Below are 15,861 nucleotides of genomic sequence, written 5' to 3' on the forward strand. Positions count from 1 at the left end.
CTATCGCCTGGTAATGGCGTCCACGACAGCGCCGAGGGCAGCACCGACCTTGGCGGCGTCGGTCCCGCCGCCCTGGGCGACGTCGTCCTTGCCGCCACCGCCGCCGCCGAGGATGCCTGCGGCGAGGCGCACCAGGGCACCGGCCTTGACTCCGGCTGCCCGGGCGGCTTCGTTGGTGGCGATCAGGATCACGGGACGGTCGTTGCTGACACCGGCCACCGCGACGGCGGCGGGCTCGGACCCGAGACGCGTCCGCAGGTCCAGGGCCAGGCCGCGCAGGTCATCCGCGCCGCTGACCTGGCCGGCGTCGTGCGCGATGACCTTGACGCCGGCGACATCCTGGGCGGTGCCGACCAGCTGGGCTGCGGCGGCCGTGAGCTGCTCCTTGCGCAGCCGCTCGAGTTCCTTCTCGGCCGTCTTGAGCTTGGTCAGGGTGCTGGAAATCCGGTCCGCGAGCAGCCCGGAGGGAACCTTCAGCATTTCCGTGAGCTCGGTGACGAGCGCCCGCTCCGCGGCCAGGTGCCGGAACGCGTCCATGCCCACGAAGGCTTCGACACGGCGGTTTCCTGAACCGACCGACTGTTCGCCGAGCAGTGACAGGCTACCAATCAGCGAGGTGTTCTCGACGTGGGTGCCGCCGCAGAGTTCCCGGGACCAGGCGCCGTCGATTTCCACGACGCGGACCTCGTTGCCGTAGTTCTCGCCGAACAGTGCCATGGCGCCGAGCGCCTTGGCCTCGGCGAGCCCCATGATCTTGGTTTCCACCTGGAAGTTGTTGCGGATGGCGATGTTGGAGACTTCCTCGATCTCGGACCGGGTGGCGGCGCTCAGGCCCTCACCCCAGGCGAAGTCGAAGCGCAGGTAGCCGGCCTTGTTGAAGGAGCCGCGCTGCAGGGCCTCCGGGCCGAGGATCTGGTGCAGGGCAGCGTGCACAATGTGCGTGCCGGTGTGGGCCTGCTCAGCGGCGTGGCGGCGTTCCCGGTCCACGGCGGCCTGAACCAGCGAGTCGGCACCGATTTCGCCTTCGCGGACGATTGCCTTGTGGACGCTGAGGCCCTTGACGGGGCGCTGGACATCCAGGACCTCGACGACGAAGCCGTCGCCGGTGATCAGCCCGGTGTCGGCGGCCTGGCCGCCGGCTTCGGCGTAGAACGGCGTCTCGGCCAGGACCAGTTCGATTTCATCGCCGGTCGAGGCCTGGGCGACCTTCCGGCCGCCGGAGAGGATGCCGCGGACCTTGGACTCGCCCTGGAGCTCGGTGTAGCCGGTGAAGACTGTCTCGCCGGCGGACAGCAGCTCCTGGAAGGCGCTGAGGTCAGCGTGCGACCCCTTCTTGCCCTTGGCGTCGGCCTGGGCGCGCTGGCGCTGCTCGAGCATGAGCTTGCGGAACTCGGGCTCGTCGACTTTCAGCCCGGCCTCTTCGGCCATTTCCAGGGTGAGGTCGATCGGGAAGCCGTAGGTGTCGTGCAGGGCAAAGGCGTCGGCGCCGGAGAGCGGCTGGTTGGCGGCCTTGGATTCCTTGACGGCGTCCTCGAGGCGGGCGGTGCCGGAGGCGATGGTGCGCAGGAACGCCTTCTCTTCGGCGTAGGCAATCCGGCTGATGCGTTCGAAGTCGGTCTCGACGATCGGGTAGACACCCTTCATGGCGTCCCGCGAGGCCGGCAGCAGTTCCGGCAGGCAGGCTTTTTCGACGCCGAGCAGGCGCATGGAGCGGACGGCCCGGCGGATCAGGCGGCGCAGCACGTAGCCGCGGCCCTCGTTGGAGGGGGTCACGCCGTCGGCGATCAGCATGAGGGCCGAGCGGATGTGGTCGGCAACGACGCGCATGCGGACGTCGTCCGTGTGGTGCGGGTCCTCGGCGGACTCCGCGGAGGTGTATTCCCGGCCGGAGAGGGCCGCGGCCCGGTCGATCACGGGGCGGACCTGGTCCGTCTCGTACATGTTCTCGACGTCCTGGAGGATCATCGCGAGGCGCTCCATGCCCAGGCCCGTGTCGATGTTCTTCTTGGGCAGTTCTCCGGTGATGTCGAAATCCACCTTGGAGCGGACGTTGTCGATCTGGTACTGCATGAACACGAGGTTCCAGATCTCGACGTAGCGGTTTTCATCGGCGATGGGGCCGCCCTCGACGCCGTAGGACGGGCCGCGGTCGTAGTAGATCTCCGAGCAGGGACCGGCGGGGCCGGGCTGGCCGGTGGACCAGTAGTTGTCGGACTTGCCCATGCGCTGGATCCGCTCGGCCGGCATGCCGGTGTTCTTCAGCCACAGCTGCTCGGCCTCGTCGTCCTCTTCATAGACGGTGACCCAGAGCCGCTCCGGCGGCAGTCCGTACCCGCCGTCGTCCACGCTGGTGGTCAGGAGCTCCCACGCGAACTTGATGGCGTCTTCCTTGAAGTAGTCGCCAAAGGAGAAGTTGCCGCACATCTGGAAGAACGTGCCGTGGCGGGCGGTTTTGCCCACTTCCTCGATGTCACCGGTCCGGATGCACTTCTGCACACTGGTGGCCCGCTGGTAGGGGGCCTCCTCACGGGCGGTCAGGTACGGAATGAACGGGACCATGCCGGCCACCGTAAACAGCAGGGACGGGTCGCTGGAGACCAGGGAGGCGGAGGGCACGGCGGTGTGCCCCTTGCTGACAAAAAAGTCGATCCAGCGCTTGGTGATCTCCTGCGACTTCATGAGCTGTTTTCTTACCCTTCAATATTCACTGCGTTATGTGGCCCGCGTCTGTGCTGCGCGGGACAAGCTGAGGACCGGCACTGATCCGGGCCCGTCAATCTGGTACCCGTCACCGGGGGCGTCGGCGCGCCGTCGCCCCCGGTGACGGGCACCTTACTTACTAATTCTCTCCCGGCTAGCGCCGGACCGCATCCCGGCGGGCGACAGTGCCGCCGGCGGCGAGGTCCGTTGCCGTCTCGATCCCGAGGGCCGTGCGGAGTTCTGACTCCCGCTCGCCCATGCCATCGCGGACGGCATCGGCGAAGTCGAGCAGGCCGTCCGCCAGCCGTCCGACGGCCCGGTTCAGGCCTTCGGGGCCGAGGGCGGACTGCGCTTCGGTGACTTTGCGGAAGGCGATAACGCCGATCGCGACGCCGATTCCCATCCAGATGATTCTGTTCATGTCAGGTGCTCCCGGAGGGTTTAGCGGCTGCGGCGGCCGGTGGCGGGCTTTTTGCGGGTGCTGAAGGCGGAGCGCACGCCGTAGCTGAAGGCTGCCACCTTGATCAGCGGCGAGCCCACGGTGGCGGCCATGAGCGAGGACAGCGCCGAGATGTTGGCGGAGGCGTCCGAGACGTTCGAGGAGATGCCGTCAACCTTCTTCAGCTGCTCGTTGGTGGTGGTCACCGTCGCGGTGACCTCGTCCATGAGCGGGGTGGCGCCGTCGCTGATGGAGCGGATGGTGGTCCGCATTTCGTCGAACACTCCCCCGAGCTTCAGGATCGGCACGGCGAGCAGCAGGACCAGCAGTGCAAACACTCCAGCCGCGATCAGGCCGGCAATATCGCCACCAGACATAGACACTCATCTCCTTGAACTGCAGTGGATACCTGCTTGTTGCGTCGGGTCCCGACGGTTTCGCCGACAGTTAAATCCGGCAAGCCGAACCGGCTCCCGGGGAACTCCCCCAAGTACCTTACATACAAAGAAGCCCGCGGCGCTTGCCACGGGCTTCTTTGTAGGTGATGCCTTTTGAATTAGCGTGCGTAGAATTCCACGACGAGCTGCTCTTCGCAGGTCACGGGGATCTCGGAGCGCTTGGGGCGACGCACCAGGCGGGCCTGCAGGGCGTCAAGCTTGACGTCCAGGTAAGCCGGAACGATCGGCAGGACGTCGCGGTGAGCGCCGGCTGCTGCAACCTGGAACGGAGGCATGGTCTCGCTGCGGCTGTGAACGTGGACCAGCTGGCCCTCGCCGACGCGGAAAGACGGGCGGTCAACGCGGATGCCGTCAACGAGGATGTGGCGGTGCACAACCAGCTGGCGGGCCTGGGCGATGGTGCGGGCGAAGCCGGCACGCAGCACGAGGGCGTCGAGACGCATTTCGAGCAGTTCGATCAGGTTTTCACCGGTCAGGCCCTTGGTGCGGCGTGCTTCTTCGAAGGCACGGGTCATCTGGGCTTCGCGGATGCCGTACTGGGCGCGCAGACGCTGCTTTTCGCGCAGACGTACGGCGTAGTCGGAGTCCTGCTTCTTGCGGGCACGGCCATGCTCACCGGGGCCGTACGGGCGGCGCTCCATGTACTTGGCGGCCTTGGGGGTCAGAGCGATGCCGAGTGCACGCGAAAGGCGTGCGGTACGGCGAGCACGAGTGTTGTTAGCCACTTGTGTCCTTCCAATATCTGCGGTGTGTCAGTGTTACTGGCCTCCACGATGGAGAGCATCGGCCAACCGCTGCCTTTTGCTACTGGGCACAGGGCAACCCTCATCGAACCGAAGTTTCCATGGATTGTGCGTCCGTGCCTTGCCAGACAACGGTCCAGCCTACCAGATCCGGCCGGCGGACCGAAGTCAGATTCTGGCGTGCGCTCCCCGGACACCGCTGCGCCCGAAGGACGCCGCGCCCAGGAATTCCACGGCCACGAACGGTTTCGGGCCCACCACCCATTCGTCGTGTCCCGGCGGAATCGCGTAGGTGTCGTTGGCGTGGATCGTGGAGCGCAGCCCTTCGGCCGTTTCGACTTCCATTTCACCGGAGATGCAGAAGCCGAGATGGTGGTGCAGGCAGACGTCGGTCCGCTCGTAGGGTCTGGTGTTCTCCGACCACCGCCAGCCCGGGCCCAGGATCAGCCGGGCCACCGAGTAGTCGTTCACTGTGCAGAGGTCGAATTCGGCCTTGTCCGGGCACCGTTTCTTGTCCGGCACATCGAAGGACTTCACTGCCATGGCTGTAACGAAGTTGATACTCATGGGACACCTGCCGGGGACGGGACGGGAACGCTCGCGCTGGATGAGCTGGGATGGAGCGAAGCCGGCTGCCGTTCCGGGGTCCGGAACGAGGGAGCCAGCGATGTGACCGCGCTGTCCCCTGCGCCGCACGGACGGTCAGCAGATCCATGCCGCCGTAATTCCACGTTAGACCTCTTGGCCCCTATGTCAACGGCGGATTCCGGCGCCACCGGGCGCCGCCGACCAGCCGCAGGTCACGGGCGTTCACCTGCCGCCCACGTGCCTTTCAGGTGCCGCGGATGATCCTCCGAAGCCGCTCGAGCCGGGTGGCGATGTCGCGTTCGGCCCCGTTGCCGGTGGGTTCGTAGTAGTTGCGCCCGACGAGGTCGTCCGGCGGGTACTGCTGCGTGGCGACGGCGTGCGGGGCATCGTGGGCGTATTTGTAGCCCTTGCCGTGGCCGAGCTGTTTCGAGCCCGGGTAGTGGGCGTCGCGAAGGTGGGCGGGGATGCCGTTCCCGAGCCCGGCGCGGACGTCGGCGATCGCCTGGTTAATGCCCATGTACGCGGCGTTGGACTTCGGCGCGGTGGCCAGATGCACCACGGCTTCGGCGAGGATGATGCGGCCTTCCGGCATGCCGATCAGCTGTACGGCCTGGGCCGCCGCGACGGCGGTCTGCAGCGCAGTCGGGTCAGCCATGCCGACGTCCTCGGCCGCCGAGATCACGATCCTGCGGGCCACGAACCGGGGGTCCTCACCCGCCTCCAGCATCCGGGCAAGGTAGTGCAGCGCGGCGTCGACGTCGGAACCCCGGATCGACTTGATGAACGCGCTGGCGACGTCGTAATGCTGGTCCCCGGCCCGGTCGTAGCGGACGGAGGCGACATCCAGGGCGCGCTCCGTGTGCTTGAGCTCGATCTTCACCGGGGCCGCCTCGGGCGCCCCGCTGGCTGTGCCGGCTACGACTGCGTCAGTGTCGTCCGCGTCCCCGAACGCGACGCCGGCCGCCGCCTCGAGCGCGGTCAGCGCACGCCGGGCGTCCCCGCCGGAGAGCCGGACGAGGTGTGCCAGGGCCTCGTCGCTGAGTTCCACTTTGCCGCCGAGCCCGCGGTCATCCGTTGCGGCCCGCAGGAGAAGGCCCTCGACGTCGGCGTCGGTGAGCGGTTTCAGGGTCAGCAGCAGCGAGCGGGACAGCAGTGGGGAAACGACGGAGAAGGAGGGGTTTTCGGTGGTCGCGGCGACCAGGACCACCCAGCGGTTCTCGACGCCGGGCAACAGGGCGTCCTGCTGGGCCTTGTTGAAGCGGTGGATCTCATCCAGGAAGAGGACGGTGGTGGTCTTGAACAGGTCGCGCGCGGTCAGGGCTTCGTCCATCACGCGGCGGACGTCCTTGACGCCGGAGGTGATGGCGGAGAGCTCGACGAACTTCCGCCCTGGGCCCTTGGCAATCACATGGGCAAGGGTGGTCTTGCCGGTACCCGGAGGACCCCAGAGGATCAGTGAACTGGGACCCGCGGGGCCGGTGGCGTCCGTGCCGGCGGCGAGCTGGCGCAGCGGCGAGCCTTGGCCGAGGAGGTGCTGCTGGCCCACGACATCATCGAGGGTGCGGGGCCGCATCCGGACGGCGAGGGGGCTCCGCGGGGAGACCCGGCGGCTCTCGCCGGTCTGGTCAGCGTCGCCGTCATCCTCGGTAGCGGCGCCGCCGTCCCGCCCTGCGCCAAAGAGATCATCCACATAGATAGGCTACTTCTAGTTCCCGCCTGTCCAGACACCCTCATAACGGAGACCCCGCCATGACAACCCCCGACACCCGTGTGGCCTTCGTCTCCGGCGACCGGCTGCCGGGCTGGGTGGACCGCTTCGCCGCGAGCCACGGCGCACTGGTGGAGGAGGAGCTCGACGCAGGTCTGCAGCTGCGCGCCGCCGACGGGGCCGTGGCTCTGCTCCAGGCGCCATGGCCGGTGGACGGCCGTCCTGGGCGCGGCGGCGACGCCGTCGCCCGCCTCGCTTCCCTGGCGTCCCAGTCGCGGGGCATCGGGGCGGTACTGGTCCGCCGCGGCGGTTACTCGGTGGCGGTGGTGAGCGGCGGCGCCGTGCTCGCGTCGAAGACCGGTACACGGCATGTCCAGTCCCGGACGGCTGCGGGCGGCTGGTCGCAGCAGCGCTTTGCCCGGCGCCGGGCGAACCAGGCCGATGCGCTGGTGGAGGCCGTTGCGGAGCATGCCGGGCGTATTTTCGCGGAGCACCCGATCGAGTATCTGGCTCCCGGCGGCGACCGGACCCTTGCCGAGCAGGTCCTCGCCGAACCGGTGCTGAAGCAGTACGCGGCACGGCCGAGGCTGGCGTTCCTCGACGTCCCGGATCCGCGCGCCGCGGTACTGAAGAAGGCGGCCACGGACCTGTGCGCGGTTCGGATCCTGGTGACGGATCAGCAGGCGTAGCAGTTGCCCGATTGGCCGCGGCTGCTCTTCGGGCGCCAACGTAAGTGTGATCGGGGGTAGATCACACACAGTGGAACAGGCCGCCGTCCGCGGAAAGACTGTCCGCGCGTGCTGGCCAGCCCGGATCGTCCGCTTCCGTGTCGGCAAATGGGTGTCCAGCGGTGAATTGATGCCAGTCCGGGAACGGGTCCGGAGGCAGTTCAATTTCGGGCTCCGGGACGGGATTCTGGCCGGGATGGCAGTCCGGGAGCGGTTCCGGTTCGCAACGATGTCCTGGATACGCGGGCAAGCCTTGATCCGGGCCCGTGTCGGGGTCGGGTTCCGGGCGTGTGTCCGTGGCCTGGATGTGGGGCAGCCAGTCCTCGGGCCAGCGGGGTGGTTCCCAGTCTTGGTGTTCGCTGGGATAGTGCCGTCCGGACGGTGAGGTCCAGCCCGGCGGGTGGTCCCTGCTGGCCCGGTCCGGTGTCCAGGCGGAGGCGTGTTTGAGCCGGTGGTGTTTCGGGCAGGGCTGGCCCAGGTTCGAGATACCGGTGGTGCCGCCGTCGGCCCAGGCCAGGAGGTGGTCTGCCTCGTTGTCCAGGGAATGGTTGGCGCAGCCGGGGAAGGGACACCGGCCGTCGCGGAGCCGGAGCCAGTGGCGCTGGGCCGCCGTAAGCCGGTAGCTGGTCCGGCCGATTTCCAGCGGGGCGCCGTCCCGGGGATCGGTCAGGACCCGGGAGAAGGAACCGGCACCGTCGGCGACCAGGCGGCGGGCCATCGAGGGAGGGATCGGACCGTACCCGTCCAGGACGGCCGGTTCGTCTGTGGCGCCGAGCAGGGACAGGACCGGGACGGTGACCAGAACCTGCGCACGCGGGACCGGAACAAGCCCACCCGCAGCCGTTTCGCCGGTGGTGCCGTCGCCCGATCCAGCACCCGTGCCGGTGCCGGTGGTGAGGAGCCAGGTGGCGGTGATGTCGGCCCGGAGCTGGGTCAGGGTCCGGGGCTCGTCCGGGCCCTGGAGGGCGCGGGCCGCAGCGGTGGCCCGGTCCCAGATCCCGGCCGGGAAATAGGCCGAGAGCCAGGCCATGCCGTCCCGGTCCGGGGTGTACTCGACCCGCCGGTCCGCGGCGCTCGTGGCGTGGCGTTCCTCGATGCCGGCCGGGTGGTGGCGTTCGCGCCAGGCGCGTGCCTTGGCCCGGAACCGGGCCGGAACGAGCTCCCCCGCCGGACAGCCGCGGGCCGGGTTCGGTGCGGCCGGGTCCAGGAAGTGCGCTTCGAGCCCGGCCGCCCCGGCAGCATCCAGGCTGCTGGTTTCGTCCACGATGATCCGGGCGTGGGCCCAGGAGATCGCCCCGGACTCAAGGGCGGCCAGGGTCAGCGGCAGCGCCGTCGTCAGTGCCCGGGATTCGGACAGCAGGGCCGCGGCGGTGCGTTCGCTGACGGTCAGGACACAGGCGACCTCGGCCACCAGGGCCATCTCCTGGACGGCGCGGTCCCTGGCGGACGGCGCCGGCGGCGCCAGGAACCTGGTTGCCTGCGCGTAGTCGGCGGTCAGCCGCACCCTCAACGCCGCGGTCCGGGCCTCCATCCGGGCGACCTCGGCGAGCCCGTCCAGGCAACCGTCCGCCAGCCGCCGCAGCGGATCGCCGTCTCCCACCGGGTCGGCAGCAGGCGCATCTGCATGGTCAGCCCTAGCGGCCGATCCGGCCAAGGCGGCAAGCGCGGCAACCGAGGCGGCGACGGCTTCTATCGCCGCACCGCTCTCCGCGCTCAACGCTGTCCTGCTCTCCACACTCAGATCATCTCAGGAGGCACCGACAGAAATAGCGACATAGGCTGTCCTCGAGCGTGAGCAGTGAGCCGAGGGACATCCCGCGACACCGGAGTGACCTGAACGGCGGGAGCCGGAATCCTTAGCAGCCGGTCAGGTGCCGCTTGGGCCTGTCCTGACGGTAGAGGTAGCGGCCGGCTTCACGGAAGCCGGCGCGGGCGTACAGCTCACGGGCACCGGCGTTGGAGGCCATGACCAGCAGCCAGTACCCCGCCAGGCCGCGGGCCCCGCCCTCGTGCAGCAGCGCCCGGACCACCCGGCCGCCATAGCCCCGACGCCGTGCATCCGGACGCGTCGCCATGCAGTACAGCCCGCCCCACCCGGGCCCGGACGGGCCGGTGTTGGGCAAGGCGAGGCGTGCGACGGCGGCCGGCGCGCCGCCGTCGTCCCGCACCAGAGCATACAGCGAGGGGCACCCTTCGAGAATGCCGCGGGCCACGGCGAGCTCGTCCGCTCCCCCGCGGCCGTCGACGCTCCACCACAGCTCCAGCCATTCCGCCGACGGCCCGGCCGAAATTTCCACGGCAGGTTCGGGGGCGCCGGGCCCGACGCCGGACTCAGCACCGGGAACATGGACCAGCACCAAGGTTTCGGACTGCCGGGTGAACCCTTCGGCGTCGAGCACCGCGTTGAGCGCCGCGTGGCGTGGGCCGTCAAAAATTTGGAAGATGAGCGGTAGCCGCCGGCTGCGGTACCAAAGCCGGGCGTCACGGACTGCGGCGAGCTGCCGGTGCGGATCCTCGCCGGGATCCCTCGGCCAGACCGAGTTCGCCCGCTGGGTCACCCCTGACGCCGCCCGCAGCACCCACCCGCCGGATTCCTCGCGCTCCGCGGCAGGCCACGCTGCATCCATCAGCGTCTCCAGCCCGGGGATGGATCCAGGAATCATCCCGGGGCGCGGGTCCAGGTTCATCGGGCTACTCCGTCCGGGACGAATGCGGGCAACTAATGACAGACGGCAGGGACTCCCCGGTTGCCCGGGGAGCCCCTGCCGCTGAAGCTCGAAGGCTAGTCCCTGCCGTCCTCAGGCTTCTTGGGCTGCGGCTTGAAGTCGACGCCGGCTTCCTTGCGCTGCTGGGCCGTGATGGGAGCGGGAGCCTGGGTCAGCGGGTCGAAGCCGCCGCCGGACTTCGGGAACGCGATGACGTCGCGGATGGACTCCACACCGGCCAACAGGGCAACCACGCGGTCCCAGCCGAAGGCGATGCCGCCGTGCGGAGGGGCTCCGAACTTGAAGCCCTCCAGCAGGAAGCCGAACTTGGTCTGGGCGTCTTCCTTGTCCAGGCCCATGAGCTCGAAGACGCGTTCCTGGACGTCGCGCTCGTGGATACGGATCGAGCCGCCGCCAATTTCGTTGCCGTTGCAGACGATGTCGTAGGCGTAGGACAGCGCCGATTCGGGATCGGCGTCGAAGGAGTCCATGAACTCGGGCTTGGGCGAGGTGAACGCGTGGTGGACGGCGGTCCACTTGCCTGCGCCGACGGCGACGTCGCCGGAGGCGACCGCAGCGGCGGCCGGCTCGAACATCGGCGCGTCCACGACCCAGCAGAAGGCCCAGTCAGCGGGGTTGATGAGCCCGGTGCGGTGGCCGATCTCGACGCGGGCAGCGCCGAGGAGCGCGCGGGACGGTGTCTTCTCGCCGGCTGCGAAGAAGATGCAGTCACCGGGCTTGGCGCCGACGGCGTCGGCGAGGCCCGCCCGCTCGGTCTCGGTGAGGTTCTTGGCGACGGGACCGGCGAGTTCGCCGTCTTCCTTGTACAGGACGTACGCCAGGCCCTTGGCGCCGCGCTGCTTGGCCCACTCCTGCCAGGCGTCGAGGGCCCGGCGGGCCTGGGAGGCGCCGCCGGGCATGACGACGGCGCCGACGTAGGGCGCCTTGAAGACACCAAAGTTGGTGTCCTTGAAGAATTCGGTCAGCTCGGTGAGTTCCTGGCCGAAGCGCAGGTCCGGCTTGTCCGAGCCGTAGCGGGCCATGGCGTCGTGGTAGGTGATGCGCTGGATCGGCGTCGGGATCTCGACGTCGATCAGCTTCCACAGGGCCTTGACGATGTTCTCGCCCAGACGGATGATGTCGTCCTGCTCCACGAAGCTGGCCTCGATGTCCAGCTGGGTGAATTCCGGCTGGCGGTCCGCGCGGAAGTCTTCATCGCGGTAGCAACGGGCGATCTGGTAGTACTTTTCGAAGCCGCCCACCTGAAGGAGCTGCTTGAACAGCTGCGGGGACTGCGGCAGCGCGTACCAGGAACCCGGCGCCAGGCGGGCGGGAACCACAAAGTCGCGGGCGCCTTCCGGCGTCGAACGGGTCAGCGTGGGGGTTTCGATCTCCACGTAGCCGTCCTGGTGGAGCAGTTCGCGGGCCACCCGGTTGGCTTCCGAACGCAGGCGCAGGTTACGGGCGGGGCCGGGGCGGCGCAGGTCCAGGTAGCGGTGCTTCAGGCGTGCTTCCTCGCCCACCTCAACGTGTTCGTCGATCTGGAACGGCAGCGGATCCGAGGTGTTGAGGATCGTGACCTTCTCGGCCATGACCTCGATCTCGCCGGTGGGAAGCGCCGGGTTCTCGTTGCCGTCGGGACGCTGGGAGACGGTGCCGACGATCTGCAGCACATACTCGTTGCGCAGTCCGTGGAAGACCTCTTCTTCACGGACCACAACCTGGGCGACGCCGGACGCGTCGCGCAGGTCAACGAATGCGACACCACCGTGGTCACGACGCCGGCCGACCCAGCCGGCGAGGGTTACGGTTTGTCCAATGTGCTCGGAGCGAAGTGATCCGAGGTCATGTGTGCGCAGCACAGCACGCCTTTCTGAAGAAGACAGAGGGAAAATCAAAAGTGATAACAAAACAATGACGTTCTAATAGGATCGCTACGGGAACGATCCCGTTCGAGTTTACCCGTTGGAAAGGCCCCTTTTGCCATGGCAACCCGGCGCAACGGAACCCAGCCCGGCGACCAGCCCCCCGGTCAGCACCGCGATCAGCCCGGCGGCCGGCCTGGTCCGCAGCGGCCACCCCAGCGGCTGCAGCGCCGCCTCGGCGTGTTCGATTCCACGGCAATCGGCCTGGGTTCGATGCTGGGCGCCGGCGTGTTCGTCGTGTTCTCCCCCGCCGCGGCCCTGGCCGGGCCGCTGCTGACACTTGCCGTGGCCGTGGCCGGCGTCATCGCCTACTGCAATGCCGTCGCGTCGGCGCAGTTGGCGGCGAGGTACCCCGACAGCGGGGGAACTTACGTGTATGGGCGCCGGCAGCTCGGCCAGTGGCCGGGCTTCATTGCGGGCTGGGGCTTCATCACGGGTAAGACGGCGTCCTGCGCGGCGATGGCGCTGACGTTCGGGCACTACGTGGCGCCGGCCTATGCCACGCCGCTGGCGGTCGCCGGCGTCGTCGTCCTCACGGGAGTTAATCTGCTCGGCATCACGCGGACCGCGCTGCTGACCAGGATCCTGCTGGCCGTCGTGTTGGCCACGCTCGTCTTCGTCGCCGTGGCCTCCCTGCTCGGTCCGCACCCGGCGGGCGCCCCCGCCGTGTCGGCGGCGCCGGCCTATCCCGCGCCGCCCTCCGGCGGCTGGGGCGTCCTTCCCGCGGCGGGGCTGATGTTCTTCGCCTTCGCGGGTTATGCGCGGATCGCCACCCTCGGCGAGGAGGTCAAGGATCCCGCCCGTACGATCCCGCGGGCCATCCTGGCCGCACTGGCCGGGGCCTTCGTGATCTACCTTGGCCTGGCCGCGCTGCTGCAGTGGCACCTGCCCCCGCAGCAGCTGGCGGGTTCGACGGCGCCGCTGCTGGACGCGGTGGCGGTCTCCCGCCTCGGCGCCGGCGTCCCGTTCGTCCAGGCCGGAGCGGCGGCGGCCGGCCTCGGCGCGCTGCTGGCCCTGATCACCGGGGTCGGCCGGACCACGTTGGCGATGGCGCGGGAACGGGACCTGCCCGCCCCGCTGGCCAGGGTGGGCCGCGCCCGCACCGTCCCGTTCACGGCGGAACTGGCCGTCGCCGCCGCCGTCGTGGTCCTGCTGCTGAGCACCGACGTGATGACCGTGGTCGGCTTTTCCAGCTTCGGCGTGCTGGTCTATTACGCCGTGACCAACGCCGCGGCTTTCACGCTGGCCGGCCGCCCCTGGCATGCGCCGCGCTGGCTCAATGTGCTGGGCTTCCTCGGCTGCCTGGTCCTGGCCGTCACCCTGCCGCCGGCCTCCGTGCTGTTCATGGCGGCGGTGCTGGCGGCAGGGGTGGCCGGGCGGTTCCTCGTCCTGCTGGTGCGCAGGACGCGGGACACTAACGGGCCTGCCCGGAAGTCCTAGCCCGCGGCGACTACGCGCACGTGCAGGTCCTCCTCGGAGGGCGTCCACGAGTCCGGGTCGGCGTCGTACTGCTCGCCCGTGCGGATGTCTTTGACCTGGTGCTTGCCGTCGTCGTCAGTGAACCAGACAAACGGAATGCCGCGACGGTCGGCGAACTTGATCTGCTTGCCGAACTTCTCGGCCTTCGCGGCGACCTCCGTGGCGATGCCCCGGCTGCGCAGCTGCGCGGCGACATCCTGTGCGGCGGCCCAGCTGTCGTCGTTGTTGAGCGTCACCAGCACGGCGGTCGGCACGGAGCGGGTGGCTTTGGCCAGGTCCTGACTCAGGATCCGCGACACCAGCCGGGTCACGCCGATCGAGAGGCCGACGCCGGGGAACTTGCGGTTGCCCTTGCTCGCCAGGGCGTCGTAGCGGCCGCCGGAGCAGATCGAGCCCAGCTGCTCGTGCCCCACCAGGACGGTTTCCACCACGGTGCCGGTGTAGTAATCGAGGCCGCGGGCGATGCTGAGATCGGCGACGACCCGTCCCGGCGCGTGCTGGACGGCGGCCGCAATGACCTGCTCCAGCTCGTTCAGGCCTTCCTCCAACAGCTCGTTGGTGACGCCGAGCGCCCGGACCTGCTCCACAAAGGACGTGTCCGTGGTGCGGATGCCCGCGAGCTTCAGGGCAGCCTGCGCCTGATCGTCAGTGGCGCCGAGTTCCTCCTTGAGCAACTCGGCCACCTTCGCCGGCCCGACCTTCTCGAGTTTGTCGATGCTGCGCAGGACGCCCGCGGTGTCCGTGAGGCCGATCCCGGTGTAGAAGCCCTCGGCCAGCTTGCGGTTGTTGATCCGCAGCAGGAAGTCGGGGATGGGCAGCGCGTTGAGCGCCTCGGCAATCACCAGCGCGATTTCAACGTCGTACCGGAACGGCAGTTCGCCGTCGCCGACGACGTCGATGTCCGCCTGGGTGAACTCGCGGGCCCGTCCCTCCTGGGGACGTTCGCCGCGCCAGACCTTCTGGATCTGGTAACGGCGGAACGGGAACGCCAGGTAGCCGGCGTTTTCCACGACATACCGGGCGAAGGGCACGGTGAGGTCGAAGTGCAGGGCAAGGGCATGCGGGTCAACCTTGGCCGCGGAGTCCTCATCGTCCTGGAGCCGGCTCAGGCCGTAGACCTCTTTATCGATTTCCCCCTTGCGCAGCAACTGGCCCACCGTCTCCACGGCGCGGGTCTCGATCGAGGAGAAACCATGGAGCTCGAAGGTCCGGCGCAGCGTGTCCAGCACATGGAGTTCCACCAGCCGCTCCTCGGGAAGCCACTCGGGGAATCCTGACAGGGAGGCTGTGCGTGCCATGGTGAAATTTTCTCCTCTGGTTACCACTGCGGTATCGCGTTGCTACTGCAGTATCTTCGGGCGCGGGCGTCAGGCGGCATTCTCTCTGTCGAAACGTAACGAAGATAAGCGGCAGACCGGCCAGTCGTGCATAAACTGTGTGCGGCAGTCAGTTTATGCGTTCGGCGCCCGCTTCTTCCAACGGAGCCGGACCCTGCGGGACTGCCGGCAGCTTGCTGCTGCTACCGCGACGGCGCCTACGGCCCCGTCATGGTGGCGGCCATACAACCAGGAGGACCTTTGGCGGCCAGTTCACGCAGCGCACGCGAGGCGAAGCGGCGCGTCCAGCAGATGGAGGCCAGGCGCGGCCTGCGCCGGGACCAGGACAAGCGCCGCAAGCGCGACAACGTCTTCGCCATCAGCGCCGGCACGGCCGCAATTGGCCTGGCCTTGGTGCTTCAGCTGACCGCCTTCGCCTCAAACCCGACCGAAGAGGAATTCGCGGCCGCGCAGGAGGGACTGAACAGCCCGTCGGCGTCCGCCTCACCCACAGCGGCCCCGACGAACGGTGCGAACATCCCCAAGCCGGAGACTGCCGCGGGCAAGACGTTCACGGGCGAGCTCAAGCTGAACCGCGGCACGCTCGGCGTCGAACTCGACGGCACGAAGGCCCCCCAGGCCGCGGCGGTCTTCAAATCCCTTGCCGACCAAAAGTTCTACGACGGCGTCAGCTGCCACCGGCTGACCACGGCGGAGAACTTCGGCGTACTCCAGTGCGGTTCCAAGGCAGGTGACGGCAGCAGCGACCCGAGCTACACCTGGGGCCCGCTGGAAAACACCCCGACGGACAACAAGTACCCCGCCGGAACCATCGCAGTGGCCCGGACCGGCGGGAACGCCAACGGTAACGGCACCCAATTCTTCATTGTGTACAAGGACACCGTCATTCCAGCGGATGCCGCCGGGGGCTATACGGTGGTGGGCAAGGTGACCTCTGGACTCGACGTGGTGGGCGGTATTGCCGCTGCCGGACTGAAGCCCGGCGACAACGCCACCGACGGCGCACCTGCGGAACCAGTCACGATAGACTCGTTCTCACTGAAGTAACCAG

General features: G+C 68.6%; 13 protein-coding genes. 3 read left to right on the top strand and 10 right to left on the bottom strand.

What is annotated here, in order from left to right:
* The 6 genes from alaS to AC1DN2_RS04080 all read right to left on the bottom strand — a co-directional run bounded on the left by alaS (nt 1) and on the right by AC1DN2_RS04080 (nt 6,618).
* A complete protein-coding gene (alaS, locus tag AC1DN2_RS04055) occupies nt 1-2,679 on the bottom strand; it encodes an alanine--tRNA ligase (protein ID WP_476849305.1) in 2,679 nt (892 codons plus the stop codon).
* A 175-nt stretch (nt 2,680-2,854) separates the two neighbouring features.
* Nucleotides 2,855-3,121, bottom strand: coding sequence for a DUF6167 family protein (locus tag AC1DN2_RS04060; protein WP_223916699.1), 267 nt, complete (start codon nt 3,119-3,121; stop codon nt 2,855-2,857).
* Nucleotides 3,122-3,141: 20 nt separating this feature from the next.
* The gene (locus AC1DN2_RS04065) at nt 3,142-3,516 is read right to left on the bottom strand and encodes a DUF948 domain-containing protein (RefSeq protein ID WP_018773156.1); all 375 of its coding nucleotides are present in this window, start codon (nt 3,514-3,516) and stop codon (nt 3,142-3,144) included.
* 179 nt (nt 3,517-3,695) lie between these two features.
* On the bottom strand, nt 3,696-4,322 hold the full coding sequence (gene rpsD, locus AC1DN2_RS04070) for a 30S ribosomal protein S4 (protein ID WP_018773157.1): 627 nt from the start codon (nt 4,320-4,322) through the stop codon (nt 3,696-3,698).
* Nucleotides 4,323-4,508: 186 nt separating this feature from the next.
* Entirely contained in the window at nt 4,509-4,907 is a 399-nt protein-coding gene (locus AC1DN2_RS04075) for a cupin domain-containing protein (protein WP_028276474.1), read from the bottom strand.
* Between the two features lie 265 nt (nt 4,908-5,172).
* Nucleotides 5,173-6,618 carry a replication-associated recombination protein A gene (locus tag AC1DN2_RS04080; protein ID WP_476849306.1) on the bottom strand — a complete coding sequence of 482 codons (1,446 nt, stop codon included), beginning with the start codon at nt 6,616-6,618 and terminating at the stop codon, nt 5,173-5,175.
* A 59-nt stretch (nt 6,619-6,677) separates the two neighbouring features.
* Between AC1DN2_RS04080 and AC1DN2_RS04085 the strand changes: the two genes are divergently transcribed.
* Entirely contained in the window at nt 6,678-7,325 is a 648-nt protein-coding gene (locus AC1DN2_RS04085) for an acVLRF1 family peptidyl-tRNA hydrolase (protein ID WP_476849307.1), read from the top strand.
* Nucleotides 7,326-7,386: 61 nt separating this feature from the next.
* Here the strand turns inward: AC1DN2_RS04085 and AC1DN2_RS04090 are convergent, their stop codons facing one another.
* The 3 genes from AC1DN2_RS04090 to aspS form a co-directional block, all read right to left on the bottom strand.
* On the bottom strand, nt 7,387-9,099 hold the full coding sequence (locus AC1DN2_RS04090) for a DUF222 domain-containing protein (protein WP_476849308.1): 1,713 nt from the start codon (nt 9,097-9,099) through the stop codon (nt 7,387-7,389).
* A 121-nt stretch (nt 9,100-9,220) separates the two neighbouring features.
* A complete protein-coding gene (locus tag AC1DN2_RS04095; protein WP_476849309.1) occupies nt 9,221-10,051 on the bottom strand; it encodes a GNAT family N-acetyltransferase in 831 nt (276 codons plus the stop codon).
* A 95-nt stretch (nt 10,052-10,146) separates the two neighbouring features.
* Nucleotides 10,147-11,931 carry an aspartate--tRNA ligase gene (aspS, locus tag AC1DN2_RS04100; protein WP_476849310.1) on the bottom strand — a complete coding sequence of 595 codons (1,785 nt, stop codon included), beginning with the start codon at nt 11,929-11,931 and terminating at the stop codon, nt 10,147-10,149.
* 123 nt (nt 11,932-12,054) lie between these two features.
* Here aspS and AC1DN2_RS04105 point away from each other — a divergent pair, with 123 nt between their 5' ends.
* A complete protein-coding gene (locus AC1DN2_RS04105; protein WP_476849311.1) occupies nt 12,055-13,434 on the top strand; it encodes an APC family permease in 1,380 nt (459 codons plus the stop codon).
* Here the strand turns inward: AC1DN2_RS04105 and hisS are convergent.
* Nucleotides 13,431-14,771 (bottom strand): histidine--tRNA ligase, encoded by a 1,341-nt coding sequence (gene hisS, locus AC1DN2_RS04110; RefSeq protein WP_476849312.1) that lies wholly within the window; start codon nt 14,769-14,771, stop codon nt 13,431-13,433. The genes AC1DN2_RS04105 and hisS overlap by 4 nt on opposite strands.
* A gap of 279 nt (nt 14,772-15,050) precedes the next feature.
* Here hisS and AC1DN2_RS04115 point away from each other — a divergent pair, with 279 nt between their 5' ends.
* The gene (locus tag AC1DN2_RS04115; protein ID WP_476849313.1) at nt 15,051-15,857 is read left to right on the top strand and encodes a peptidylprolyl isomerase; all 807 of its coding nucleotides are present in this window, start codon (nt 15,051-15,053) and stop codon (nt 15,855-15,857) included.
* The last annotated feature ends 4 nt before the right edge of the window (nt 15,858-15,861 follow it).

The organism is Arthrobacter sp. 01L42, assembly GCF_056400005.1.